Origin of the sequence: Streptomyces sp. 2-1 (assembly GCF_048564895.1) — a bacterium.
Taxonomy (GTDB): Bacteria; Actinomycetota; Actinomycetes; order Streptomycetales; family Streptomycetaceae; genus Streptomyces; species Streptomyces phaeochromogenes.
Window position 1 is genome coordinate 7,225,702 of record NZ_CP183383.1, and the last position, 22,886, is coordinate 7,248,587.

21 protein-coding genes are annotated in these 22,886 nt (G+C 71.3%); 11 read left to right on the forward strand and 10 right to left on the reverse strand.

All coding sequences use genetic code 11. From position 1 onward, the window contains the following. The first annotated feature begins 66 nt into the window (after positions 1–66). From sigE to ACN20J_RS31915, 5 genes are all read left to right on the forward strand, one after another. The gene (gene sigE, locus ACN20J_RS31895) at positions 67–768 is read left to right on the forward strand and encodes an RNA polymerase sigma factor SigE (protein ID WP_055614050.1); all 702 of its coding nucleotides are present in this window, start codon (positions 67–69) and stop codon (positions 766–768) included. Continuing rightward, complete coding sequence (locus ACN20J_RS31900; RefSeq protein WP_189837481.1) at positions 765–1,721, forward strand: anti-sigma factor family protein; 957 nt, start codon at positions 765–767, stop codon at positions 1,719–1,721. Before sigE ends, ACN20J_RS31900 begins: the two co-directional genes overlap by 4 nt. Before the next feature lie 139 nt (positions 1,722–1,860). After that, the gene (locus tag ACN20J_RS31905; RefSeq protein ID WP_419667360.1) at positions 1,861–4,068 is read left to right on the forward strand and encodes a trypsin-like peptidase domain-containing protein; all 2,208 of its coding nucleotides are present in this window, start codon (positions 1,861–1,863) and stop codon (positions 4,066–4,068) included. Positions 4,069–4,279: 211 nt separating this feature from the next. Next, complete coding sequence (locus ACN20J_RS31910; RefSeq protein ID WP_361923439.1) at positions 4,280–4,732, forward strand: sec-independent translocase; 453 nt, start codon at positions 4,280–4,282, stop codon at positions 4,730–4,732. A gap of 350 nt (positions 4,733–5,082) precedes the next feature. Further along, entirely contained in the window at positions 5,083–5,739 is a 657-nt protein-coding gene (locus ACN20J_RS31915; protein ID WP_190229710.1) for a hypothetical protein, read from the forward strand. Between the two features lie 230 nt (positions 5,740–5,969). Here the strand turns inward: ACN20J_RS31915 and ACN20J_RS31920 are convergent, their stop codons facing one another. The 3 genes from ACN20J_RS31920 to ACN20J_RS31930 are packed head-to-tail and all read right to left on the reverse strand — an operon-like array spanning position 5,970 to position 9,042. Further along, on the reverse strand, positions 5,970–7,103 hold the full coding sequence (locus tag ACN20J_RS31920; protein WP_189837485.1) for an Mrp/NBP35 family ATP-binding protein: 1,134 nt from the start codon (positions 7,101–7,103) through the stop codon (positions 5,970–5,972). A 42-nt stretch (positions 7,104–7,145) separates the two neighbouring features. Next, positions 7,146–7,745, reverse strand: coding sequence for a DUF1003 domain-containing protein (locus tag ACN20J_RS31925; RefSeq protein WP_189837486.1), 600 nt, complete (start codon positions 7,743–7,745; stop codon positions 7,146–7,148). Beyond that, a complete protein-coding gene (locus ACN20J_RS31930) occupies positions 7,735–9,042 on the reverse strand; it encodes a magnesium transporter MgtE N-terminal domain-containing protein (RefSeq protein ID WP_190229711.1) in 1,308 nt (435 codons plus the stop codon). The genes ACN20J_RS31925 and ACN20J_RS31930 overlap by 11 nt, the downstream gene beginning before the upstream one ends. A 200-nt stretch (positions 9,043–9,242) precedes the next feature. Here ACN20J_RS31930 and ACN20J_RS31935 point away from each other — a divergent pair, with 200 nt between their 5' ends. Next, on the forward strand, positions 9,243–10,001 hold the full coding sequence (locus tag ACN20J_RS31935; protein WP_189837488.1) for a hypothetical protein: 759 nt from the start codon (positions 9,243–9,245) through the stop codon (positions 9,999–10,001). A gap of 160 nt (positions 10,002–10,161) precedes the next feature. Here the strand turns inward: ACN20J_RS31935 and ACN20J_RS31940 are convergent, their stop codons facing one another. Together ACN20J_RS31940 and ACN20J_RS31945 are read right to left on the reverse strand one after the other, a co-directional pair. Beyond that, positions 10,162–10,698, reverse strand: coding sequence for a hypothetical protein (locus ACN20J_RS31940; RefSeq protein ID WP_419667361.1), 537 nt, complete (start codon positions 10,696–10,698; stop codon positions 10,162–10,164). Positions 10,699–10,733: 35 nt separating this feature from the next. Further along, entirely contained in the window at positions 10,734–11,843 is a 1,110-nt protein-coding gene (locus tag ACN20J_RS31945) for a magnesium and cobalt transport protein CorA (RefSeq protein WP_143636549.1), read from the reverse strand. A gap of 513 nt (positions 11,844–12,356) precedes the next feature. Between ACN20J_RS31945 and ACN20J_RS31950 the strand changes: the two genes are divergently transcribed. After that, positions 12,357–12,953 (forward strand): suppressor of fused domain protein, encoded by a 597-nt coding sequence (locus ACN20J_RS31950; RefSeq protein WP_190229713.1) that lies wholly within the window; start codon positions 12,357–12,359, stop codon positions 12,951–12,953. Between the two features lie 50 nt (positions 12,954–13,003). Here ACN20J_RS31950 and ACN20J_RS31955 read toward each other — a convergent pair whose 3' ends face one another. Then, a complete protein-coding gene (locus ACN20J_RS31955; protein ID WP_189837491.1) occupies positions 13,004–14,269 on the reverse strand; it encodes an MFS transporter in 1,266 nt (421 codons plus the stop codon). Between the two features lie 184 nt (positions 14,270–14,453). Between ACN20J_RS31955 and ACN20J_RS31960 the strand changes: the two genes are divergently transcribed. The 3 genes from ACN20J_RS31960 to ACN20J_RS31970 all read left to right on the forward strand — a co-directional run bounded on the left by ACN20J_RS31960 (position 14,454) and on the right by ACN20J_RS31970 (position 17,082). Then, positions 14,454–15,095, forward strand: a complete 642-nt coding sequence (locus ACN20J_RS31960) for a DUF6758 family protein (RefSeq protein WP_055610553.1) — start codon at positions 14,454–14,456, stop codon at positions 15,093–15,095. A gap of 230 nt (positions 15,096–15,325) precedes the next feature. Further along, the gene (locus tag ACN20J_RS31965; protein ID WP_190229776.1) at positions 15,326–16,192 is read left to right on the forward strand and encodes a PHP domain-containing protein; all 867 of its coding nucleotides are present in this window, start codon (positions 15,326–15,328) and stop codon (positions 16,190–16,192) included. Between the two features lie 284 nt (positions 16,193–16,476). Next, entirely contained in the window at positions 16,477–17,082 is a 606-nt protein-coding gene (locus tag ACN20J_RS31970; RefSeq protein WP_189837492.1) for a MarC family protein, read from the forward strand. Positions 17,083–17,216: 134 nt separating this feature from the next. Here the strand turns inward: ACN20J_RS31970 and ACN20J_RS31975 are convergent, their stop codons facing one another. Further along, positions 17,217–17,369, reverse strand: a complete 153-nt coding sequence (locus ACN20J_RS31975; RefSeq protein WP_107102274.1) for a hypothetical protein — start codon at positions 17,367–17,369, stop codon at positions 17,217–17,219. 214 nt (positions 17,370–17,583) lie between these two features. Here ACN20J_RS31975 and ACN20J_RS31980 point away from each other — a divergent pair, with 214 nt between their 5' ends. Continuing rightward, on the forward strand, positions 17,584–18,486 hold the full coding sequence (locus ACN20J_RS31980; RefSeq protein WP_189837493.1) for an NYN domain-containing protein: 903 nt from the start codon (positions 17,584–17,586) through the stop codon (positions 18,484–18,486). A gap of 4 nt (positions 18,487–18,490) precedes the next feature. On the opposite strand, the gene ACN20J_RS31985 is transcribed toward ACN20J_RS31980, so the two are convergent. The 3 genes from ACN20J_RS31985 to ACN20J_RS31995 form a co-directional block, all read right to left on the reverse strand. Beyond that, positions 18,491–19,372, reverse strand: a complete 882-nt coding sequence (locus ACN20J_RS31985) for an alpha/beta fold hydrolase (RefSeq protein WP_419667362.1) — start codon at positions 19,370–19,372, stop codon at positions 18,491–18,493. Between the two features lie 68 nt (positions 19,373–19,440). Next, positions 19,441–19,926, reverse strand: coding sequence for a hypothetical protein (locus ACN20J_RS31990; RefSeq protein ID WP_419667363.1), 486 nt, complete (start codon positions 19,924–19,926; stop codon positions 19,441–19,443). A gap of 135 nt (positions 19,927–20,061) precedes the next feature. Further along, the gene (locus ACN20J_RS31995; RefSeq protein WP_190229715.1) at positions 20,062–22,575 is read right to left on the reverse strand and encodes a DEAD/DEAH box helicase; all 2,514 of its coding nucleotides are present in this window, start codon (positions 22,573–22,575) and stop codon (positions 20,062–20,064) included. Positions 22,576–22,886 lie beyond the last annotated feature (311 nt).

The following is a 22,886-nucleotide window of genomic DNA, read 5'->3' on the forward strand; positions in this document are numbered from 1 at the left end:
GGGGCTCCACCGGACACCACCAGAGCCGACAGGGGAGGTGCGGCTGCGCCTGTGGATCGGGGAGGGGTGCTGAGGCGCCTGCTCAGATCGGCGGGTGAGCCGAAATCTGTGAACGACACCGCTGACCGTTTCCGCACCGCTGACTCCGCTCAGACCGCGACCTTCACGTCCGACGCGGACTCGCAGGCGTGGACTCCGCCCACCTGGGAGGAGATCGTCAGCACGCACAGCGCCAGGGTCTACCGTCTCGCCTACCGCCTGACGGGCAACCAGCACGACGCCGAGGACCTGACCCAGGAAGTCTTCGTCCGGGTCTTCCGTTCCCTGTCGACGTACACGCCGGGCACCTTCGAGGGCTGGCTCCACCGCATCACCACCAACCTCTTCCTGGACATGGTCCGCCGCAAGCAGCGCATCCGTTTCGACGCCCTCGGCGACGACGCGGCCGAGCGCCTGCCCAGCCGCGAGCCCTCCCCGCAGCAGGTCTTCAACGACACGCACTTCGACGCGGACGTCCAGCAGGCCCTCGACACCCTCGCCCCGGAGTTCCGCGCCGCGGTCGTCCTGTGCGACATCGAAGGCCTTTCGTACGAGGAGATCGCCGCGACCCTGGGCGTCAAGCTCGGCACGGTCCGCAGCCGCATCCACCGCGGCCGCTCCCAGCTGCGCAAGGCGCTCGCCCACCGCTCGCCCGAGGCCCGTGCCGAGCGCCGCGGTTTCGCGGTCACCGGAGTGCCCGCTCTGGGAGGAGGGGGCGCGAGCGCGTGAGTGGATCACGGCTTAATCCTGCCGACCGGCCCCTTACCGAGCAGCACCTCGGAGACCGTCTCTCCGCCCTCGTGGACGGCGAGCTCGGTCACGAGGCGCGCGAGCGTGTCCTCGCACACCTCGCCACGTGCGCGAAGTGCAAAGCCGAGGCCGACGAGCAGCGACGACTGAAGAACGTGTTCGCGGAGGTCGCTCCGCCGCCCCCCTCGGAGAGTTTCCTGGCCCGTCTGCAGGGGCTCCCCGGAGGAGGTGACCCGGACAGCGACGGATCGCCGCTGGGCGGGGGAGGGTTCGGCACGTCCGGAGTCTTCGGCATGAAGCCGGACTCCTTCGGCTATGTGCCGTCCGGCCCCCACGCCGCCGTGCTGCCCTCCGAGCAGCGCGGGTTCCGCATCCATGACATAAGCCGGCGTGAGGCCGAGCGTTCGGCCTCAAGGGGACTGCGCTTCGCGGCAGCCGCCGCCGGTGCCGTGTCGCTCGCCGCGATCGCGCTCGGCGGAGTGTCGACCGGCATGCCGACGGACACCACGGACGCGCGCGGCGGGTCGGGCTCCGGAAGCAATGTGACCCCGATGCGGACGGCGAACGTGGGCGGGGCGACCAACCCCGACTCGCAGCGCCGCCGGTCCCTCACACCGCTGCTCGCACAGGGACAGCGCTCCTTCACCGGGGAGGGCGGCGCGCAGACCGAGATGTCCGCGCCGCTGCTGCCCGGGGTGCCCGCGCCCCTGACCCCCTCACCCGCCGAGCAGGACGCGCGCACGCTGCACGCGCTGACCACCCCCGTGGTGGCCGGTGCCGCGGCTATGTCCCCGCTCATACGCCCCTTCAGCCCCGCCCCACCGGTTGCGCTGACCGCCTTCTCGACGGCGTCGGAGCTGGAGACGTCCCTGCTGCCGCTCGTGCAGCCGTCCGACCCGTCCGCCTCACCCTCGCCTTCCTCCCCCGGCTGAACCGGCCCTCTGCGCGGCGGCCCGTGAACCTGGTTGAATCCAGGGATGGGCCGCGCCCGCGGTGAGAAATCCGGGCTCGGAGTGGACAAACCGCGGTGACCGCCGACGTGCCGAGCCGCGGGTCAGGTGTGGGGAGAGCATGGACGAGGGGAAGCCCACGAAGCCGAAGTGGTGGAGCCGGCCCCGGACCCACGTGCCGGAATCCGCTCCGGTGGACCCGGTTTCCGCGGGGGACGGCACGAGTGGGTTCCACGGGGGCGACATGGACGGCGACTTCGAGCTGGAGAAGCCCGCGGTTGGCGGCGCCTCAGGCGCCTTGGCCGCACCAGGCGCCCCGGGGGGTTCCGGTGCCGCTGGTGCTTCGGGTGCCCCGGGTGGCTCTGGTGCCTCGGACGGCGTGGGCGTTTCCGGCGGTGCGAGTGCGGGTGCGGTTGCAGGTACGACCGGCGCCGCGAACGCCCTGGGCGGCGACGCCCCGACCGGTTCCGCCGTGGCGCCGAGCCGTGTGCCGGACCCGACACCGACCGAAGTCCCGGGCCAGACACCTAGCCGGGTGCCGGACCAGACGCCGAACCGCGTGCCGGACCAGACACCCAGTCGGGTCCCGGACCAGACACCGGGCCCGGCTTCGAGCGAGGTGCCGGCCGACGTGAGCGGTGGCGCCGACGTGCCCGGTGGGCGGCCCGAGTCTCTGGGCGAGCGGCCCAGGCCTCTGCACGACCCGGATCCCTACAGCACGCCGCCCTACGGCGGGCCCGGTCCCTGGGCGCCCGCGCCCCCGGTCCAGCACCCGGCGACGACTCCCACGCACGGCACGGCCGTTCATGCGGTGACTCCGCCCCAGGGCACCCCGGCAGGAGCCGGTCCCGAGGACTCCGTCCCGCGGCCGGCCGCCACCCAGGGCATCCTCGGACCGGCGCTGCCCTCCGGCTACCACCAGGCGGCGGCTCCCCTCCACGGCACTCCCGACCACGGCCCCACCGACCACAGCGCCCCCGCGCCGGCCCCGGCGCCCCACCCCTTCGCCCCGCACGTCCCTGGACAGCACGCCTCGGCCCCGCATGTCCCGGCCGCCGCCGCCCCCGTGCCCCAGGCCGACGCTCAGGCCCAGCCGCCGCACACGCATCCCCAGACCCACCCCCAGGCACCCCACACCCCCTGGCAGAACTACGACCCGTGGGCCGCCGCGCCCCTCCAGCAGAACGGGGCGGCCGTCGAGAGCACGACCGGGCGGCGTCGGCGTACCCGGCGGGGGCTGGTCCTCGGGGCCGCGCTCCTCGCCCTCGTGTCCGGCGGTGTCGGCGGGGCCGTAGGGGCGTATCTGGAGCGCAACGGCGGGATCGACGACGTCGTGCTGCCGCAGGCCGGGACCGAGGCCAAGGGACGGGCCGCGGACAGCGTGGCCGGGATCGCGGCCAGCGCGCTGCCCAGCGTGGTGACCCTGCATGTGAGCGGGTCGGAGTCGCAGGGCACCGGCACCGGGTTCGTGCTCGACCAGCGCGGCCACATCCTCACCAACAACCACGTCGTCGACCCGGCGGACGGCAGTGGCGAGATAACCGTGACCTTCAGCGGCGGCCAGACCGCCAAGGCCAAGGTCGTCGGTCACGACAGCGGCTACGACCTCGCCGTCGTGAAGGTGAGCGGTGTCCGCGGCCTCAAACCACTGGCCCTCGGCAACTCCGACAACGTCCAGGTCGGCGACCCGGTCGTGGCCATCGGTGCCCCCTTCGACCTGGAGAACACCGTCACCGCGGGCATCATCAGTGCCAAGGAGCGCCCCATCACGGCGGGCGGCGAAGAGGGCGACGGCAGCGACATCTCGTACGTGGACGCGCTGCAGACGGACGCCCCGATAAACCCCGGCAACTCGGGCGGTCCGCTGGTCGACTCCAAGGCCCGGGTCATCGGCATCAATAGCGCCATCCGCTCCGCCGACAGCGGCTCGGACCTGGAGGGCGGCCAGTCCGGCTCGATCGGCCTCGGGTTCGCCATCCCCATCAACCAGGGCAAGCGCGTCGCCGAGGAGCTCATCAACACCGGCAAGGCCACCCACCCGGTGATCGGCGTGACGCTCGACATGGACTACAGCGGCGACGGCGCCCGCGTCGGCACCAAGGGCAACGACGGCAGTGCCCCGGTCAACCGGGACGGCCCCGGCGACCGGGCCGGCATCAAGCCCGGCGACGTCATCACCGAGGTCGACGGGCAGCGCGTGCACTCCGGCGAGGAGCTCATCGTCAAGACCCGGTCCCACCGCCCCGGCGACCGCCTGGAGCTGACGCTGGAGCGCGACGGCAAGGAGAAGAAGGTCACGCTCGTCCTCGGTTCCGCCGACGGCGACTGACACAACGATTGCGCGGGGCAACCGACAGGAACTTCACAGGAAGCGGGCCGCACCCCGGCCCCATCAGGCAAACATCCTGGAAAACCCGGTGTGTACACGCGGTCGGAGGGCCCCGGACAGTACCGGACAGACAGGATCGCCGGGTACCGTGGACCCGGCCCGGACCACGGAAAGACCTGCCGAGGGCCGAGGACATCGCAAGGAGCTGAAGGTGTTCAATGACATAGGACCGCTCGAGCTCGTGACGCTCGTTGTCCTTGCCGTGCTCGTCTTCGGCCCTGAGAAGCTCCCGAAGATGATTCAGGACGTCACGCGCACCATCCGCAAGATCCGTGACTTCTCGGAGAGCGCCAAGGCGGACATCCGCGAGGAACTCGGCCCGGAGTTCAAGGACTTCGAGTTCGAGGACCTCAACCCCAAGACGTTCATCCGCAAGCAGCTGGACAACGACGAGCTGGGGCTCAAGGAGATCCGCAACGGCTTCGACCTGAAGAAGGAGATGGCCGACGTCACGGACGCCGTGCACGGCCGCGACTCCGAGTCCTCCGCCTCCTCGTCGTCGTCCTCCTCGTCCGGTTCCACCGGCGGCACCGTCGACATGACGAAGAAGCGCGAGAAGCTCGATCAGGACGAGCGCCCGCCGTTCGACGCCGACGCGACCTGAGCCGGTCCCGGGCGCTCGGCTGCCCGGCTGACCGGCCCTGACCTGGGCCGACTCCGGCCGCTCTGAACGGCCGGGGCCAAGGCGTACGCCCGCGGCCCGTCGACGTGCGGCACGCCCGCCGTCCGGAATGCGCTTCAGCCGGGTCGCCGACACCCCTTTTCTCCGTACGCCGCCTGCGTTCTGCCTGCTCAAAGGGTGCCTGATCTGACGCGTACGCGACCCATGAGCCGACCGGTTTCCCGGGTCGTCGCGGACCTGTGGCTATCCTGCCTAGTTGTTGTGCGGACCGGAAGGACGCCCGAAGGGGGGCGGGCCGCCCGGTTCGACTAGAGCGAGGAGGCGTCCGGGCGATGGAGACGACAAGTCGGGTAGGCGCGCAGGCGCCGGCTGCGGAGGGCGGACAACAGGTCCCCTCCGCCCGGCGCACGGTCGACGGCTACCTGCTGGCGCCCTTCCCGTGGTACGGCCTCGACGAGGCCTTCACGGGACCGCGCTGGCTGATGCAGGTCGGTGCTTCGGCCGACGGAGCCATTGAGCACGGATCGATCGGGCACGGCGACGAGCCCTCGGTACGCGGCGAGACCACGGAGGACAAGGAGCGGTTCGCGGTCGTGGTGACCGTGGCGGCCAGCCCGGTGCGGCGCAGCGCCGACGGCACGGGGCTGCTGGAGGCCACCTCGGTGTCCTCGGCGGCCTGGCTCGCGGGGGTCGGGCTGCTGTCCTTCACCTGGCCCGGGCAGATGGACCACACGCTGCGGGACGACTGGCTGGACCAGCAGACCGAGACGGCGTGGGTCCTCGCGGACGATCTCGACGGCACCGACTGGTCCACGCTCTCGCTTCCCGTGGACGGTGTTCCGACGCCGTTCCACTACCGCGAGTCCGAGTTCGGGTGGGTGCTCGCGGGGTCCACGCAGGAGGGGGTCCACCTGGGGGCGTACGGGCGGGGGATGAGCGCGTACGGGCTGGGCTTCGCCGTGATCAAGGACATCGCCACGTACGCCTAGGCGGCGGGCTGAGCGAGGAGGGCACCGTCTGTTGGCGGTGCCCTCCTTGGTGTCGTTCGTCTGCTGCGGGCCGGTGCGTATAGGTGCGGGTTGGTCATCGCCGAGTGCGCGGTTCCCCGCGCCCCTAAATGAGACGGGCCCGCTTTTAGGGGCGCGGGGAACCGCGCACCCAGCCACAGACCATCCGCAGCCGCTCCACGAGAAGCGGCTGCAGGGCCGTGGGCGACGTCCTAGAACTTGTTCCGCGGGGTGATGCCCAAGGACATGCCCGACAGGCCCCTCTGGCGGCCGCCCAGCTTGCCCGCGATGGCTCGTAGGGCCGAGCCCGCGGGGGAGTCGGGGTCGGAGAGGACGACCGGCTTGCCCTCGTCGCCGCCCTCGCGGAGGCGGAGGTCGATGGGGATGGAGCCGAGGACCGGGACGGTGGCGCCGGTGGTGCGGGTCAGGCCGTCGGCGACCGACTGGCCGCCGCCCGTGCCGAAGATGTCGACCATCTCGTCGCAGTGCGGGCACGGCATGCCCGACATGTTCTCGACGACGCCCACGATCTTCTGGTGGGTCTGGACGGCGATCGAGCCGGCCCGCTCGGCGACCTCGGCGGCGGCCTGCTGAGGCGTCGTCACGACCAGGATCTCCGCGTTCGGGACGAGCTGCGCGACCGAGATCGCGATGTCGCCCGTACCCGGCGGGAGGTCCAGGAGCAGGACGTCCAGGTCGCCCCAGTAGACGTCCGCGAGGAACTGCTGGAGGGCGCGGTGGAGCATCGGGCCGCGCCACACGACGGGCGCGTTGCCCGGGGTGAACATGCCGATCGAGATGACCTTCACGCCATGCGAGGACGGCGGCATGATCATGTTCTCGACCTGGGTCGGGTGGCCGTCGGCACCGAGCATGCGGGGCACGGAGTGGCCGTAGATGTCGGCGTCCACGACACCGACCTTGAGGCCGTCCGCGGCCATCGCCGCCGCGAGGTTGACCGTCACGGACGACTTGCCGACGCCGCCCTTGCCGGAGGCGACCGCGTACACGCGCGTCAGCGAGCCCGGCTTGGCGAACGGGACCTCCCGTTCGCCCTGGCCGCCGCGCAGCGCGGACGCCAGTTCCTTGCGCTGTTCGTCGCCCATCACGTCCAGCGTCACGTCGACGTGGGTGACGCCCTCGACCGCCGCGACGGCGTCCGTGACGTTCTTCGTGATGGTCTCGCGCATCGGGCAGCCGGAGACAGTGAGGTAGACGGTGACCGCGACAGCACCGTCCGCACCGATCTCCACCGACTTGACCATTCCGAGCTCGGTGATCGGGCGATGGATCTCGGGGTCGTTCACTGTCGCCAGTGCTTCACGCACCGCGTCTTCCGTAGCCATGGGTCGATGGTACGGCGCTTCGCACCGGCCCCGGAAAGCCTGTCACCGGTCGTCTACGTCACGTCCCCGAGGGTGTTCTGCCGGGAATACGACACGAGCGTCGCCGCGGGCCTCCGGACGCCGCTCGTCCAGCTCCTTGACCAGGTCCTCCAGCTCCGAGCGGATCCAGTCACGGGTGGCGACCTCGCCGAGGCCCACGCGCAGCGCGGCGATCTCCCGCGTCAGGTACTCGGTGTCCGCGATGGACCGCTCGTTCTGCTTGCGGTCCTGTTCGAGGTTGACCCGGTCGCGGTCGTCCTGCCGGTTCTGCGCGAGGAGGATCAGCGGGGCGGCGTACGAGGCCTGGAGCGAGAGCATCAGGGTCAGGAAGATGAACGGGTAGTTGTCGAAGCGCAGGTCACGCGGCGCGGACACGTTCCACACCACCCACAGGATGATGACGACCGTCATCCAGACGATGAACCGCCCGGTGCCGAGGAAACGGGCGATCCGCTCGGACAGCCGGCCGAAGGCCTCCGGGTCGTACTCGGGCAGGAATCGGCGCCGAGGCGGCTGCGGCTGGTCGAGCCGCGTGCGCGGCCGGCCGGCGGCGGTCGCCCCGGTGGCGGCCCGTTCGCGGGCGGCCTCGCGCTCAGGAGCCATCAGAAGCCCCCTCACCGGCCGTCTCCGCCGGTGTCTCCCCGTCCAGGTGGAACTCCGTCTCGCGCCAGTCCTCGGGCAGCATGTGGTCGAGCACGTCGTCCACGGTGACCGCGCCGAGCAGCGAGCCGCTCTCGTCGACGACGGGCGCCGCGACCATGTCGTACGCCGCGAAGAAGCCCGCCACGACGGGCAGTACGGCCTCGGGGTCCAGCGGCTGCAGATCGTCGTCGATCATCGAGCCGACGAGCGTGTACGGGGGATCGCGCAGCAGCCGCTGGAAGTGGACCGTGCCCAGGTACTTGCCGGTGGGCGTCTCGTCCGGCGGGCGGCACACGTACACCTGGGCGGCCAGCGCGGGGGAGAGGTCGGGGTTGCGTACCCGCGCGAGCGCGTCCGCGACCGTCGCGTCGGGACGCAGCACGATCGGCTCGGTCGTCATCAGCCCGCCCGCCGTGCGCTCCTCGTACGCCATCAGCCGCCGTACGTCCGCCGCGTCGTCCGGACGCATCAGCGCCAGCAGACGCTCCTTGTCCTCCTCCGGCAGCTCGGCGAGCAGGTCGGCCGCGTCGTCGGGGTCCATCGCCTCCAGGACGTCAGCGGCGCGCTCCTCCTTGAGCTTGCCGAGGATCTCGATCTGGTCGTCCTCGGGGAGTTCCTCCAGGACGTCCGCGAGCCGGTCGTCGTCCAGGGCCGCCGCGACCTCCGCGCGCCGCTTGGGGGACAGGTGGTGCAGCACGTTCGCGAGGTCGGCGGGGCGCAGCTGCTCGAAGGTGGCGAGGAGGTTCTCGGCGCCCTGCCCGTGCTCCTCCAGCGAGAACCCGGTGACGGCCGACCACTCGACGGTCAGCGTCTCGCCCCTGGCCCGCCGGAAGGCGCTGCCCGTGCGCCCCTTCCGTACGAAGACCCGGTCGATCTCCCAGTCGCGACGGGCGGGCAACTGCTGGATGGAGATGTCGAGGACGGTGACCTCCTCCTCCGTCTCGACGAGCGTGACCCGCCGGTCGAGCAGCTCCCCGATGACCAGCCGCTCGGTGGGCCGCTGCTCGAAGCGGCGGACGTTGAGGACACCGGTGGTGATGACCTGACCCGACTCGATGCCGGTCACGCGCGTCATGGGCAGGAAGATGCGGCGGCGGGTGGACAGTTCGACGACGAGGCCGAGCAGCCGAGGGGGCCGCCTGCCGACGCGCAGCATGGCGACCAGGTCGCGCACCCGGCCCACCTGGTCGCCGTTCGGGTCGAAGACGGCGATGCCGGAGAGGTGCGAGACGAAGATCCTGGGGGCGCCTGCCGCCATGCCCGCGCCTCCTTCTCCGTACGGGCTCCACTACGGGCGTTTTGCTGTGTCATGTCCGCTCGGGTGGGCTTCAGGCTAGCCCGTCCCGGTCGGATACGCCCTGGTGAGCGGTGCGGACGGACCCACTCCGAGTGGCGTGGGGAGCCCCGGTACGCTGCGGTACGCCGTTGAGGTCACCCGTATGAGAGGCAGCGCCACCTGTGACTGCGATTCCCCAGGGACGTACCCGTAGGGCCGCGTTGGCGAGCGCCGTGTGTGCGCTGGTCGTGACGGGGACAGGGGTGACGGGGTGCGGCGGTGACGACCCGGACGCGGGCACGAACGGGGTGGGGAAACTGCCCCCGGCCAAGATCCAGAGCAGAACGCAGTCGGCCGCCAAGGCCGCGGAGACGGTACGGCTGTCCGGTGCCGTGATCAGCGGCAAGCGCACCTACAAGCTGGACATGCAGCTGAAGGGTGACGGCGGCACCGGCTCGGTCACTTCGAAGGGAGTGACGTTCCAGCTGCTGCGGGTCGACGAGCACCTCTTCATCAAGGCCGACGCGGACTTCTGGGACCACCAGGACGGCAAGAGCGACGACGGTACGTCCGACGCGACGGCCGCGGGCAAGCTCGAGGGCAAGTACGTGAAGGTCCCCAAGGGCGACCCCGCCTACAAGCAGCTCAGCGTCTTCACCGACAAGGACGTCCTCCTCGACGGCCTCCTCACCCTCCAGGGCGAGCTCGCCACCGAAGGCCACCACGAGCAGCGCGGACTCCGCACGATCCGCATCACCGGCGACAAGGGCTCCGGCGGCGAACTGGACGTCTCCCTGGAAGGCAAGCCGTACCCCCTCCTCCTCGTCCGCGCAGGCGGCGCCGGAACCCTCCGCCTGACGGACTGGGGCAAGGGGTTCGCCTTGGAGGCCCCGGACAAGGACGACACGGTGGACTACGGACAGCAGCTGCCCTCGTCCTGAGGGGGGTTGGGGGCGGTGCGGGTCGTTCGTGCCGGAGTGCGCGGTTCCTCGCGCCCCTAAAAGCGGGGCCGGGCCCTTTCAGGGGCGCGAGGAACCGCGCACCCAGCCACGACTCACCCGCACCCGAAATCCGACCCGAGCCCCGCTCCCCGCGGAGCGCTCAGCGCTTGCGCTTCTTGAAAAGCAGCCGCGGCAACCCCGCAGGAATCGCCCGCCGCGTAGTCGCAGACGTAGGCGACGGCACAGCAGCGAGCGACCCGTCCGGCAGCGACGCAGTCGCCCCCGTCGGCGCGAGCCGAACCACCCGGCACTCCCGGGCCCACCGCCCGGTCATGGCCTCGCCATCGGGCGCGTTCAGCCGCTTGCCCTTCAGCTCGCCGACGGCCGCGTCCCACTCCTCGGACCCGGGAGCGAGCTCCACCACCTTCGCGGACCAGGAGACAAGACGACCGCCCTTGTCCTTGCTGCGGACGGTGACGACGGCCTCGCCCCCGTCCACGAGTCCGGGCAACGGCTGCTCACCGGGCCCGTCGCCGACCAGGCACACGGCCCCGTCGTGCCACACGTGCCACAGCGCCTGGGAGGACGCACCGTCCGCCGACCCGGCCCCCTGGGCGGGAAGCCCCCGCACCCAGACGAGCCCGGACTTCTTCGTGGCCTCCTCGACGAGGGCCTGGTCGAGCAGCTGATCCGTCATGGGGGTCAGCCTAGTGCCGGGCCCCTCGGGGCAGGTCAGAGCCAGCCGTTGCGCTTCAGGGTCCGGTGGATGCCCAGGCAGAGCACCACGGTGATACCCATGATCACCGGGTAGCCGTACTTCCAGTGCAGCTCCGGCATGTGGTCGAAGTTCATGCCGTACACACCGCACACCATCGTCGGCACGGCGATGATCGCCGCCCAGGACGTGATCTTGCGCATGTCCTCGTTCTGCGCGACGGAGGCCTGCGCGAGGTTGGCCTGGAGGATCGAGTTGAGCAGCTCGTCGAAGCCGACGACCTGCTCCTGGACCCGCGCGAGGTGGTCGGCGACATCGCGGAAGTACTTCTGGATGTCGGGGTCGACCAGCCGCATCGGCCGCTCGCTCAGCAGCTGCATGGGCCGCATCAGCGGCGACACCGCGCGCTTGAACTCCAGCACCTCGCGCTTGAGCTGGTAGATCCGCGCCGAGTCCACGCCGCGCGACACCCCGCCCCGGGGACCGGGCGAGAACACCTCGGTCTCGACCTCGTCTACGTCGTCCTGGAGGGCGTCCGCGACCGCCACGTACCCGTCGACGACGTGGTCGGCGATGGCGTGCAGCACGGCCGAGGGGCCCTTGGTGAGCAGCTCGGGGTCGTCCTGCAGCCGGTGCCGCAGCGCCCGCAGCGAGCCCTGGCCGCCGTGCCGGACGGTGATGAAGAAGTCCCGTCCCGTGAAGCACATCACCTCGCCGGTCTCGACGACCTCGCTGGTGGCGGTGAGCTCGTCGTGCTCGACGTAGTGGATGGTCTTGAAGACGGCGAACAGGGTGTCGTCGTACCGCTCCAGCTTGGGCCGCTGGTGGGCGTGGACGGCGTCCTCGACGGCCAGCGGGTGCAGCCCGAACTCGGCGGCCACACCGGCGAATTCGGCCTCGGTCGGCTCGTGCAGGCCGATCCAGGCGAACCCGCCGTCCCGCCGCGCCTGACGGATCGCCGCACGCGGGGTGAGGCCCTCGTCGGACGGGAGGCGGACGCCGTCGCGGTAGACCGCGCAGTCCACGACGGCCGAACTGGCCCCGGCCGCGCGGGTGGTGTCGTACGCGCCGCCGTCCTTGCGCAGCGAGGGACGGACCGCGGCACGCAGGTCACGAATCATCGACATGGCTGGCTCCTTCGCGGAACGAGAGCCGCCGGCAACGGTTGAGACTGCCCGGAATGGGGACGTCCTGGGTGCGGATGTTTGGCACGTCCACAAAGCGGGGAGCACCGCACCGTCGCGGTGGCAGCTTCGCTACTGATACAGATCAGAAAAATTCAGACAGATCAGGAAAAACGAAGTGCTCTTCCGTTGTGCACCGGAGGCCAGGACGCGAGTGCGAGAGGTGGCAGCCAGTAGAGCGTGAGCTCTGGAGCTGAGAGGGACTCAGCAGCCGGAAGAGCGGGTGGTACTGCACGGTCGACTTCGATCCATGGAGCCCCACCTCCTCCGGCCGGTCCCCCGTAGGGGAGGTCCATCCCCCGTAGGGGAGTCTCATGCGTCGAGACTGTCGAGACTTGGGTCGGGACTCGAGAGCGACGCTTCTGCGTGCTGCCCCGACCAGCGGCCAAGACTATCAGCCGACTGAAGTGTCAAGCCGTCGCTTTGCCCGTCACTGACGAGTTCTATGCTCGGCGCATGGCTGATGTTCTTCCTCTGGTCGAGGCCCGGTTGCGTACCGCGCTGGGCGAACCGGACGCGCGCGCCGCGGTGACCTTCCTCGGCACGGACCGCATCGAGGTGCTCCGCTTCAGCGACGCGGAAGCCGGCAAGGGGATCGTCCGCTACGCCACGCTCGGCATGTCCGCCCAGCCGATGGCCGACCCGATGTCGGTCGTCGCCGACCCGGTCGCGGGCCCGCGCGCCGAGCTGGTCCTCTCCGTACGGGCCGGGACCGCCGATACCGACAAGGTGCTCCGCCCGCTCGCCGTACTGGCCGCGTCCCCGCAGGTCGAGGGCCTGGTCGTGGCCCCGGGCGCCTCGCTCGACGTGGGCGAGCCGCTGTGGCCGGGCGCCCCCTTCACCTCCGTACTGGTCGCCGAGGCGGGCGGCCTGATCGAGGACCTGGAGCTCGACGCACCTCTCGATCCCGTACGTTTCCTGCCGCTGCTCCCCATGACGCCGAACGAGGCCGCGTGGAAGCGGGTGCACGGCGCGGGGGCCCTCCAGGAGCGCTGGCTCACGAGCGGGACGGACCTGCGCGATCCCTCACGCACGTCCGTCCCGCTGGACTGATCCGGGCGGCCCGGGGGTGAGTAACGTCACCAACCCGTGGCCGGAATCCGTCAGTTGGCAAAAACGGCGACACTGTCCTCGGTCGCGTGCCGCGTCTCCAGTTCCTCGGCCTCGTGTGTGAGGGACTTCCGGCGTACGAGGACGACGACCGCACCCAGCACCGCGGTGACCGCCGCGACCACGAACGGGATGTGGATGTCGGTCCACCCCTCGATCCGGGGCGCGAAGAAGGGGGCGGCGGCGGCCGCGAACCAGCGGACGAAGTTGTAGCCGGCGCTCGCCACCGGGCGCGGGGCGTCCGAGACGCCGAGCGCGAGCTCCGTGTACACGGTGTTGTTCACGCCGATGAAGGCGCCGGAGAGGATCGTGCAGACGACGGCCGTGGTGTGGCTGCCGTAGCCGAGGACGAGCACGTCGGCCGCGAGCAGCACCAGCGAACCGCCGAGCACCTTGAGAGACCCGAACCGTGCCTGCAGACGCGGCGCCACGAGCACCGAGAACACCGCGAGCAGCAGCCCCCAGGCGAAGAAGACCGCGCCGGACCTGTACGGGCTCATGTTCAGCACGAACGGCGTGAAGGCCAGCACGGTGAAGAACGTGTAGTTGTAGAAGAACGCGGAGGCCGCCACCGACGCGAGCCCGCCGTGGCCGAGCGCCTTGATCGGGTCGAGCAGGCCGGTCTTGCGCGCGGGCTTCGGCTGCTCCTTGAGGAACGCCGTGATGCACAGGAACCCGATCGCCATCAGGACCGCGGTGCCGAAGAACGGATAGCGCCAGCTGGCGTCCCCGAGCAGTGCGCCCAGCAGGGGCCCGCAGGCCATGCCGAGGCCCAGGGCGGACTCGTAGAGCAGGATCGCCGCGGCGCTGCCGCCGGCCGCCGCGCCGACGATGACGGCGAGGGCCGTCGAGACGAACAGGGCGTTGCCGAGGCCCCAGCCCGCGCGGAATCCGACGAGTTCGCCGACCGAACCGGAGGTGCCGGACAGGCCCGCGAAGACCACGACCAGGGCGAGGCCGAGGAGCAGGGTCCTGCGGCCGCCGATACGGCTGGAGACGAACCCCGTGACCAGCATCGCGACGGCCGTGATCAGGAAGTACGAGGTGAAGAGGAGTGAGACCTGGCCCGCGGTGGCGTCCAGGCCCTTGGCGATGGAGGGCAGGATCGGGTCGACGAGGCCGATGCCCATGAAGGCGACGACGGATGCCCCGGCGGTCGCCCAGACCGCCTTCGGCTGACGCAGGAGGCCGCCGGCACCCGCGTCGAACGTGTCCCCCTCGGCGGGACCTCCTGTGTGCTCTGCCGTACCGCTGTTCATGCCGGCTCCTTCACTCCTCGCATCGGGATCGTTGGCGTATACACATAATAAGTTAGCTCGACTAATAAATGCAAGCTACATCTTGTTTCGGGGGGTGATCCGAGGTGAGGGGAAGGTGACCGGCGCACGCCGGACGGGTGATCGTCCTTGACTCAACCAAATACGGGGAGGACCGTTGGGCCTTATGAGGGGCGAACCCAGTTGCCCGAAGTGTGGTGGCCGGGTCAGGGCTCCCGGCCTCTTTGCCGACTCCTGGCAGTGCGATGTGCACGGCATCGTGCATCCGCTGCAGCCCGTGATCCCGCCCAGCGTCGAAGCCCTCGGCGTGGTCGTGCACCGTGCGCGCGTACCGGTGTGGATGCCGTGGCCGCTGCCCGTCGGCTGGCTCTTCACGGGTGCCGCGTTCGCCGGTGACGACCGCAGTGGCGGTCGCGCCACGGCGGTGGCCTGCTCCGGGCCGGGGCCGCTCGGTGGCATAGGGGAGCTGGTGCTCATCGCCGAGGAACTCGGGGTCGGGCTCGGCGCGCGGTACGCGGGGATCGACGGGCCCGATCCGGGGCCGTACATGAGCGTCGAGAAGCCCGCCCAGGCGAAGCTGCTCGCCGCGGGGCGACCGACGCCGTTGTGGCATGTCGCCGGGACGCCCGACGACCGGGCCGTCTTCGCGGGGGAGGCGCGGGGGTTGTGGCTGTGGGCCGTTGTGTGGCCCGAGCAGTCGGGGTTGCTGATGTACGACGAGCTGGTGCTCACGGATTTGCGCGATGCGGGGGCGGAAGTGGATCTGCTGCCCTGCGGGGCGTTGTCGCCGCGCATTCTTGAGCCGTAGCGCTCCGCCGGCGGGGTGGGCGGCTACGGGGGCGGGGTGTCCGTGGTCTGCCGGGTGCGAGTTGGGTGTGGTGGGGTGCGCCCACGCGGCGGAGCCGCAAATCGATACAGCCCCGCGCCCCTGAAAGCATGTAGGGGGTGACCCCGCACTTTGGGTGTGACAGGAGTCGTCCCTGGGGCCGTTATCCTTGAGCGGTCCGTCTTGTTCCGTTCATGTCTGGAGTTCGTGTCGTGCGCATCGATCTGCACTGCCACTCCACGGCGTCCGACGGTACGGACACCCCTGCCGAGCTGGTGCGCAACGCCGGCGCCGCCGGGCTCGACGTCGTCGCGCTGACCGATCACGACACCACGCGCGGGTACGCGGAGGCCGTCGCGGCCCTGCCCGCCGGGCTGACGTTGGTGACCGGGGCCGAGCTCTCCTGCCGTCTCGACGGGGTGGGGCTGCACATGCTGGCGTACCTCTTCGATCCCGAGGAGCCCGAGTTGCTGCGCGAGCGCGAGCTCGTACGCGACGACCGGGTGCCGCGGGCCCGGGCGATGGTCGGCAACCTCCAGGAACTGGGCGTGCCGGTGACGTGGGAGCAGGTGGAGCGGATCGCGGCCGGCGGTTCCGTGGGCCGGCCGCACATCGCCACCGCGCTGGTCGAGCTGGGCCTCGTGGGCAGCGTCTCCGAAGCGTTCACGACCGATTGGCTCGCCGACGGCGGGCGCGCCTATGTCGAGAAGCACGAGTCCGATCCCTTCGAGATGATCCGGCTCGTCAAGGCCGCCGGTGGCGTGACCGTCTTCGCGCATCCCGCCGCCGCCAAGCGCGGGCGGACCGTGCCGGAGTCCGCGATCGCCGAGCTCGCGGCGGCCGGGCTCGACGGCATCGAGGTCGACCACATGGACCACGAACCGGCCACCCGGGCCCGACTGCGGGGCCTCGCGGGCGAGTTGGGGCTGCTGCCGACCGGCTCTTCCGACTACCACGGCAGTCGGAAGACGTGTGTGCTCGGGGAGTTCACGACGGATCCCGAGATCTACGGGGAGATCACCCGGCGGGCCACCGGCGCGTTTCCCGTGCCGGGGGCCGGCGGGGGCGCCGAGCGGTAGGCGATGCGGGCCGGGTCCGGCTCGGGGCCGGCTCGGTTCCAGCTTGGACTCGGCTCGGGTTCGGCTCGGGTCCGGCTTTGGTCCGGCCCTGGTTCACGCTTGGGTCCTGCCCGGTTCAGGCTCGGGGCTGGCTCGGGTCGCTTTGAGAGCGCCTGCGCCTCAGGCTGCACCCCACCCTCCGGGCTACGCGACGCCTGCCCACAGCCGCAGGGGTGGTGCGGCCTGTCCTCGTTGTTGTTGTTCCACTCCCTCGTCCCGTCGTCCCTCTTCTCGCAAGGCTCACCGTGTTCGACCTCGCCGTTTTCGGCTCTCTCTTCCTCACCCTCTTCGTCATCATGGATCCCCCCGGGATCACGCCGATCTTTCTCGCGCTGACGGCCGGACGGCCTGCCAAGGTGCAGAAGCGGATGGCGTTCCAGGCCGTCTGCGTGGCCGGCGGAGTCATCGCCGTCTTCGGGCTGCTCGGGCACCAGATCCTCAACTACCTGCATGTGTCGGTCCCCGCGCTGATGATCGCGGGCGGGCTGCTGCTCCTGCTCATCGCCCTCGACCTGCTCACGGGCAAGACGGACGAGCCCAAGCAGACGAAGGACGTCAACGTCGCCCTCGTACCGCTGGGCATGCCGTTGCTCGCCGGGCCGGGCGCGATCGTGTCCGTCATCCTGGCCGTGCAGAAGGCGGACGGCGTCGCCTCGCAGGTGTCGGTGTGGGCCGCGATCGTCGCCATCCATGTCGTGCTGTGGGTGGTGATGCGGTACTCGCTGCTGATCATCCGGGTCATCAAGGACGGCGGTGTCGTGCTGGTGACGCGGCTCGCGGGCATGATGCTCTCCGCGATCGCCGTGCAGCAGATCATCAACGGCGTCACACAGGTCATCCAGAGCAGCTGAAGACCCTCGTGCGGGCGCCCTCCGCGGCGCCGCACAACGCAGAACCCCCGTACGGCGTCGGTGCCGTACGGGGGTTCTGAAGTCTGTCTGTCCGTCAGTGGGTCAGTCAGTCGTCGTCTGTCGAGCGTCCGATGTTATGAGGCCGAGGTGTTGGCCGGGCGGATCCAGAGGCGCTGCCCGATGGCTGCTGCCTGCTGAACGATCCTGTTGACGGAGGCGGCGTCCACGACGGTGCTGTCCACGGGGGTTCCGTCGACGTCGTCAAGGCGCATGATTTCGAAGCGCACAGGCTTCTCCCTTCGTCTGGTCATCCTCCTGAGGAGAACTACTTGGTTACATAGGGATCCAACGGCATGCGTGTTACAAACATTCCCTACGCTAAAGAAATTTTTCGAACGGCTAACTACCGACTGGTATCCGACCGGCATCCAAGCCAGCTTTGAGATCGATTTCCGGACCGGTTGTGTTCGTCCCGTGACCGCCTGCGACAATGAGGCGCATATGAATGACGACCTCGATCCAGCGGTGCTCGGTGCGCGTATCGACCGCACGAACGAGCTGCTCCAGCGCATGCTCGCCGAGGTGGCGAAGACGCCGTCGACTCATGCGATCTTCGTCGACGCGGGGTATCTCTACGCGGCCGCGGGCCGGCTCGTCGCCGGGACGGAGGACCGCCGGGCCTTCGATCTGGACGCCGAGGGACTCATCGAGGCGCTCATCGACCGGGCCCGCACGATCTTCGCGGACAGCAGGCTGCTGCGCGTCTACTGGTACGACGGGGCGCGGCGCCGCATCCACACCGCGGAGCAGCAGTCCATCGCCGAGCTGCCCGACGTGAAGGTCCGCCTCGGCAACCTCAACGCCAACAACCAGCAGAAGGGCGTCGACTCCCTGATCCGTACCGATCTGGAGTCACTGGCCCGGCATCGCGCCATCAGCGACGCGGCGCTCATCGGCGGCGACGAGGACCTGGTCTCGGCGGTCGAGGCGGCGCAGGGGTACGGGGCCCGCGTGCACCTGTGGGGGATCGAGGCGCCGGAGGGGCGCAACCAGGCGGAGCCGCTGCTCTGGGAGGTCGACAGCCAGCGCACGTTCGACCTGGAGTTCTTCAAGCCGTACGTCGCCCGGCGGACCTCCGCCTCGTACGACACGTCGGCGGCGGGCCGGCCCACGCGCGAGGACGTGCGGTTCGTGGGCGCGCAGATCGCCGCGAAGTGGCTTTCCGCGCGGGGGCGCGAGGCGCTGTCGGAGCTGCTGCCCGGGCATCCGTACCTGCCCGGCCCCGTCGACCAGGATCTGCTTGTGGAGGCGGAGGGGCTGCTGCAGTACTCGCTGCGGGGGCAGGCGGACCTGCGGAGGTCGTTGCGGGACGGGTTCTGGGAGCACTTGCAGGGGCAGTACTAGCCCGTCACCAGCCCGTCTGCTGTTTCCGGTCCCAGAACGCGGCCAGCGCCTCCGCCGTCTCCCGCGGGCGGTCCGAGTTCGGTGAGTGCTCGGCCCCGTGGACGATCGTGCGGTGCGCGTCGAGGCGTACGGCCATGTCGTCGAGGAGCGGCACGGGCCAGGTGTCGTCGCGTTCGCCCGACAGGACATGGACGGGCAGCCCGACGGCGGCCAGCTCGGCCACGCGGTCGGGCTCCTCGCACAACTGGCGTCCCGCGGCGATGAGTTGGGCCGGGCTGTTGCCGAGCCAGCGCCGCTTCAGGTCGTCCTGGTCGTCGAGGCCGGCGTCCAGATCGCCCTCGGCGTCCTCCGGCGGCTCAAGGGCCTGGATGGCTTCCCACACCTCACCCATGTCCATCACGGCGAGCGCGTCCCGCAGGAGCTTCACGCGCTGCTGCTGGGAGGGGGAGATCTCGGCGGGCCCGGACGCCATCAGGGTGAGCGAACGGAAACGGGACGGATCCAGCAGCACGGCCGCCCGGGCGACCTGCCCGCCGAAGGAGTGGCCCACGAGGTGGACGCGCTCCTGCGGGCTGGCGGTCAGGGCGTCGATCTGGGCGAGGACGTCCTGCGCCAACTCGGCCTGCGCGTAAGGCGTTTCGTCATCCGTCGGGCCCGGCGACTCGTACTGGCCCCGCCCGTCCACGGCGACGGTCCGGTACCCGGCCGCGGCCAGCGGTTCGTGCAGCGAGATGAAGTCCTCCTTGCTGCCGGTGAAGCCCGGCAGCAGGAGCGCGGTGCCCTTCTCGGGGCTGCCCGCCTCGATCACGGCAAACTCCCCGCGCGCGGTGACGAGCCGATACGCACGGGCTCCGGACGGCGGGACGAAGGTGGCGGGCCTGCTCATGAGGAGGAGGCTATCCGGGGAACCTTTCGGCTGGCATGCCGGGCGGCGACCGGGGGCTGTCGGGCCGGTCACATGGGGCTGTGGCTGTGTGCGGGGGTGCCGAGGGTGGGGCCGTGAGCGTGAGGGGGAGCGCCGAGGGTGGGGCTGTGACTGTGCACGGGGGTGTCGACGGTGGGCCCGCGATCGTGTGCGGGCACGCCGGCGACGGGCCCGCGATCGTGTGGGGGTGCGCCGACGATGAGCCCGTGACTGTGCACGGGAGTGCCGGAGACGCGCCCACGACCGCGCGCGGGAACGCCGAGGGTGGGGCCGTGACCGTGTGGGGGAGTGCCGACGGTGGCCCGCGGATGTGCGGGGGAGTGTCGACGACGGGCCCTGGTGACTGTGCACGGAAGCGCCGACGACGCGCCCACGGCCGCGCGCGGGAGCGCCGACGACGGGGCCGTGACTGTGCACGGAGGTGCCGACGGTGGGCAGCACACGATCGTGTGCGGGCAGGCCGACGACGGGCCCGTGATCGTGTGGCGGGCACGCCGACAATGAGGCCCGCCCATGACCGTGCACGGGCACGCCAACAACGCGCCCGCGATCGTGCAGGCCGGGGAACGCCGACGGCGACCCGCGCCCCCGCCCGGAAACGCCGACGGCCCGGCCCCGCCGAAGCGGGACCGGGCCGTCAGGTGTGAGCGTCAGCTCTCCGTCGGCTCGGCGGTTGCTGCCGTCTTCCGTGCACGGCGGCGGGGCGTGGCCTCGGGGGCGTCCGCGTCTGCCACGGTGGCCGCAGTCTTGCGGGTGCGGCGCGGCTTGGCCGGGGCCTCGGCATCGGTGGCCTGGGCCGGGATGTCGGCCTCGGCGACCGCGACCTTGCGGGCGCGGCGGCGGGGCTTCGCCTCGGCAGCCTCGGTCGCCTCCGCGGTGTCCACGGCGGCCTCTGCGGCTGCCGCGGTCTTGCGGGTGCGGCGCGGCTTCGTCGCCGTGGCCGCCGGTGCCTCGACCGTCGTGCCCTCGGCGGTGTCCACCGCGACCTCGGCGGCCTTGCGCGTACGCCGACGCGGCTTGGCCTCCGCGACGGGCGCCTCGTCCACCGGAGCGGTCTCCGCGACCGTGGCGGCCGTGACGGCCTTACGGGTGGTGCGGCGGCGCGGCTTGGCCTCGGCCTCCTCGGCCACCTGGGCCGGGATGGCGGCTTCGACGGCCTCGACGGCTGCGGCGACCTCGTCGGACGCTGCGGCCTTACGAGTGCGGCGGCGCGGCTTGGCCTCCGCGGCCTCGGCGGTGTCCAGGACGGCCTCCGCGGCTGCCGTGGTCGTCGCCTTGCGCGTGCGGCGCGGCTTGGCCTCGACGGCCTCCACCGGCTCGACAGCGGCTTCCACCACGACCTCGGGGGCCTGGGCGGTCTTCCGCGTACGGCGGCGCGGCTTCGTCTCGGCGACCTCCGCCGCCTCGACGACAGTGCCCTCGGCGGTGTCCACCGCGGTCTCGGCAGCCGTGCCGGCCGCGGCGGACTTGCGGGTCCGGCGGCGCGGCCTGGTCTCGGACGCCGGCTCGGACACCTCGACCGCCTCGGCGGCGGGAGCCGTGGGGGCCTCCTCGACGACGGCGGCCTCGGGCTGAGCGGCCTCCGCGGTCCGGCGCGAACGGCGGCGACGCGACCTGGGCTCCGCGACGACCGGCTCGGCCGACGCGATCGGCTCGGCGGCCTCCGCCACCGTGCCCTCGGCCGTGGCGACGGCCGTCTCGGCCGCCTCCGACCCACCACCGGAACGCGTACGACGACGGCGACGCGGCGTGCGCGGCTCCGTGGCCGCGCCGGCCGGCGCCGACTCCGTGATCTCCGGGGCGGTCTGCTGCGTGGTCTGCTGCTCCGCGCCGTCGAGCGGCGTGCCGTTACGGGTGCGGCGACGGCGACGCGGCGTACGAGCCGGACGCTCGCGGTCCCGCTCGGCGACCGGGGCGGAGGCCGAGGCCGGGGCGCCGGAACGGCCGCCGCGGCCGCGCGGGCCACGCCCGCCGGTCTCGCCGAGGTCCTCGACCGCCTCGGCCGAGAGACCGGCGCGGGTGCGCTCGCCACGCGGCAGGACGCCCTTGGTGCCCGCCGGGATGTTCAGCTCTTCGTAGAGGCGCGGGGACGTGGAGTACGTCTCCGGCGGGTCGCTCAGACCGAGGTCCAGCGCCTTGTTGATGAGCTGCCAGCGCGGGATGTCGTCCCAGTCGACGAGGGTGATCGCGATGCCTTTGGCCCCCGCGCGGCCCGTACGGCCGATGCGGTGCAGGTACGTCTTCTCGTCCTCGGGGGACTGGTAGTTGATGACGTGCGTGACGCCCTCGACGTCGATGCCGCGCGCGGCCACGTCGGTGCAGACGAGCACGTCCACCTTGCCGTTGCGGAAGGCGCGCAGCGCCTGCTCGCGGGCGCCCTGGCCGAGGTCGCCGTGGACCGCGCCGGAGGCGAAACCGCGCTGCTGCAGCTGGTCGGCGAGGTCCGCCGCCGTCCGCTTGGTGCGGCAGAAGACCATCACGAGACCGCGGCCGTCGGCCTGCAGTATCCGCGAGACCATCTCCGGCTTGTCCATGTTGTGCGCGCGGTAGACGAACTGCTTGGTGTTGCGGACCGTCTGGCCCTCGTCGTCCGGCGCCGTGGCGCGGATGTGCGTGGGCTGCGACATGTAGCGGCGCGCGAGGCCGATGACCGCGCCCGGCATGGTCGCCGAGAACAGCATCGTCTGACGGCGGGCCGGCAGCATGTTGATGATCTTCTCGACGTCGGGCAGGAAGCCCAGGTCGAGCATCTCGTCGGCCTCGTCGAGAACGAGGGACTTGATGTGCTTGAGGTCGAGCTTCCGCTGGCCCGCGAGGTCCAGCAGCCGGCCCGGGGTGCCGACGATCACGTCGACGCCCTTCTTGAGGGCCTCGACCTGCGGCTCGTACGCCCGGCCGCCGTAGATGGCCAGAACGCGTACGTTACGGACCTTGCCGGCCGTCAGCAGGTCGTTCGTGACCTGCGTGCACAGCTCGCGCGTCGGGACGACGACGAGGGCCTGCGGGGCGTCGGTGAGCTGCTCGGGCTTGGCCCGGCCCGCCTCGACGTCCGCGGGAACGGTCACGCGCTCGAGGAGCGGAAGGCCGAAGCCCAGCGTCTTGCCGGTGCCGGTCTTGGCCTGGCCGATGACGTCCGTGCCGGTCAGGGCAACGGGGAGCGTCATCTCCTGGATGGGGAAGGGACTGGTGATGCCGACGGCCTCAAGGGCTTCGGCCGTCTCGGGAAGAATCCCAAGGTCTCGGAAAGTAGTCAGGGTGCTGCCTCTTCTGTGTACGCGGTGCGAGGCGAGCGCGGGGGTCGTGTCGGGACCGTGCCGGGGACGTCGGCCGCTCTTGACCAGCGGGCCGGGTGGCATGGGACCACTGCCGACGCTCGAGCTCTCGTACCGCTGAGGGTTCCCTCCGGGTGTCGTACGCAATGTGCCGTACCGACGTGGAGGGCTGTCTGGTCGGAGCCGATCGGGCCACCGACCGG

Coding starts and splice junctions, on each gene's coding strand:
- ACN20J_RS31995 (WP_190229715.1), bottom strand. CDS start 22,575: ATGACGCTCCCCGTTGCCCTGACCGGCACGGACGTCATCGGCCAGGCC.
- ACN20J_RS31930 (WP_190229711.1), bottom strand. CDS start 9,042: ATGGCGGCAGGCGCCCCCAGGATCTTCGTCTCGCACCTCTCCGGCATC.
- ACN20J_RS31920 (WP_189837485.1), bottom strand. CDS start 7,103: ATGGCTACGGAAGACGCGGTGCGTGAAGCACTGGCGACAGTGAACGAC.
- ACN20J_RS31990 (WP_419667363.1), bottom strand. CDS start 19,926: ATGGGCGGGCCTCATTGTCGGCGTGCCCGCCACACGATCACGGGCCCG.
- ACN20J_RS31985 (WP_419667362.1), bottom strand. CDS start 19,372: ATGAGCAGGCCCGCCACCTTCGTCCCGCCGTCCGGAGCCCGTGCGTAT.
- ACN20J_RS31915 (WP_190229710.1), top strand. CDS start 5,083: ATGGAGACGACAAGTCGGGTAGGCGCGCAGGCGCCGGCTGCGGAGGGC.
- ACN20J_RS31905 (WP_419667360.1), top strand. CDS start 1,861: ATGGACGAGGGGAAGCCCACGAAGCCGAAGTGGTGGAGCCGGCCCCGG.
- ACN20J_RS31955 (WP_189837491.1), bottom strand. CDS start 14,269: ATGAACAGCGGTACGGCAGAGCACACAGGAGGTCCCGCCGAGGGGGAC.
- ACN20J_RS31950 (WP_190229713.1), top strand. CDS start 12,357: ATGGCTGATGTTCTTCCTCTGGTCGAGGCCCGGTTGCGTACCGCGCTG.
- ACN20J_RS31925 (WP_189837486.1), bottom strand. CDS start 7,745: ATGGCTCCTGAGCGCGAGGCCGCCCGCGAACGGGCCGCCACCGGGGCG.
- ACN20J_RS31945 (WP_143636549.1), bottom strand. CDS start 11,843: ATGTCGATGATTCGTGACCTGCGTGCCGCGGTCCGTCCCTCGCTGCGC.
- ACN20J_RS31980 (WP_189837493.1), top strand. CDS start 17,584: ATGAATGACGACCTCGATCCAGCGGTGCTCGGTGCGCGTATCGACCGC.
- ACN20J_RS31960 (WP_055610553.1), top strand. CDS start 14,454: ATGAGGGGCGAACCCAGTTGCCCGAAGTGTGGTGGCCGGGTCAGGGCT.
- ACN20J_RS31940 (WP_419667361.1), bottom strand. CDS start 10,698: ATGACGGATCAGCTGCTCGACCAGGCCCTCGTCGAGGAGGCCACGAAG.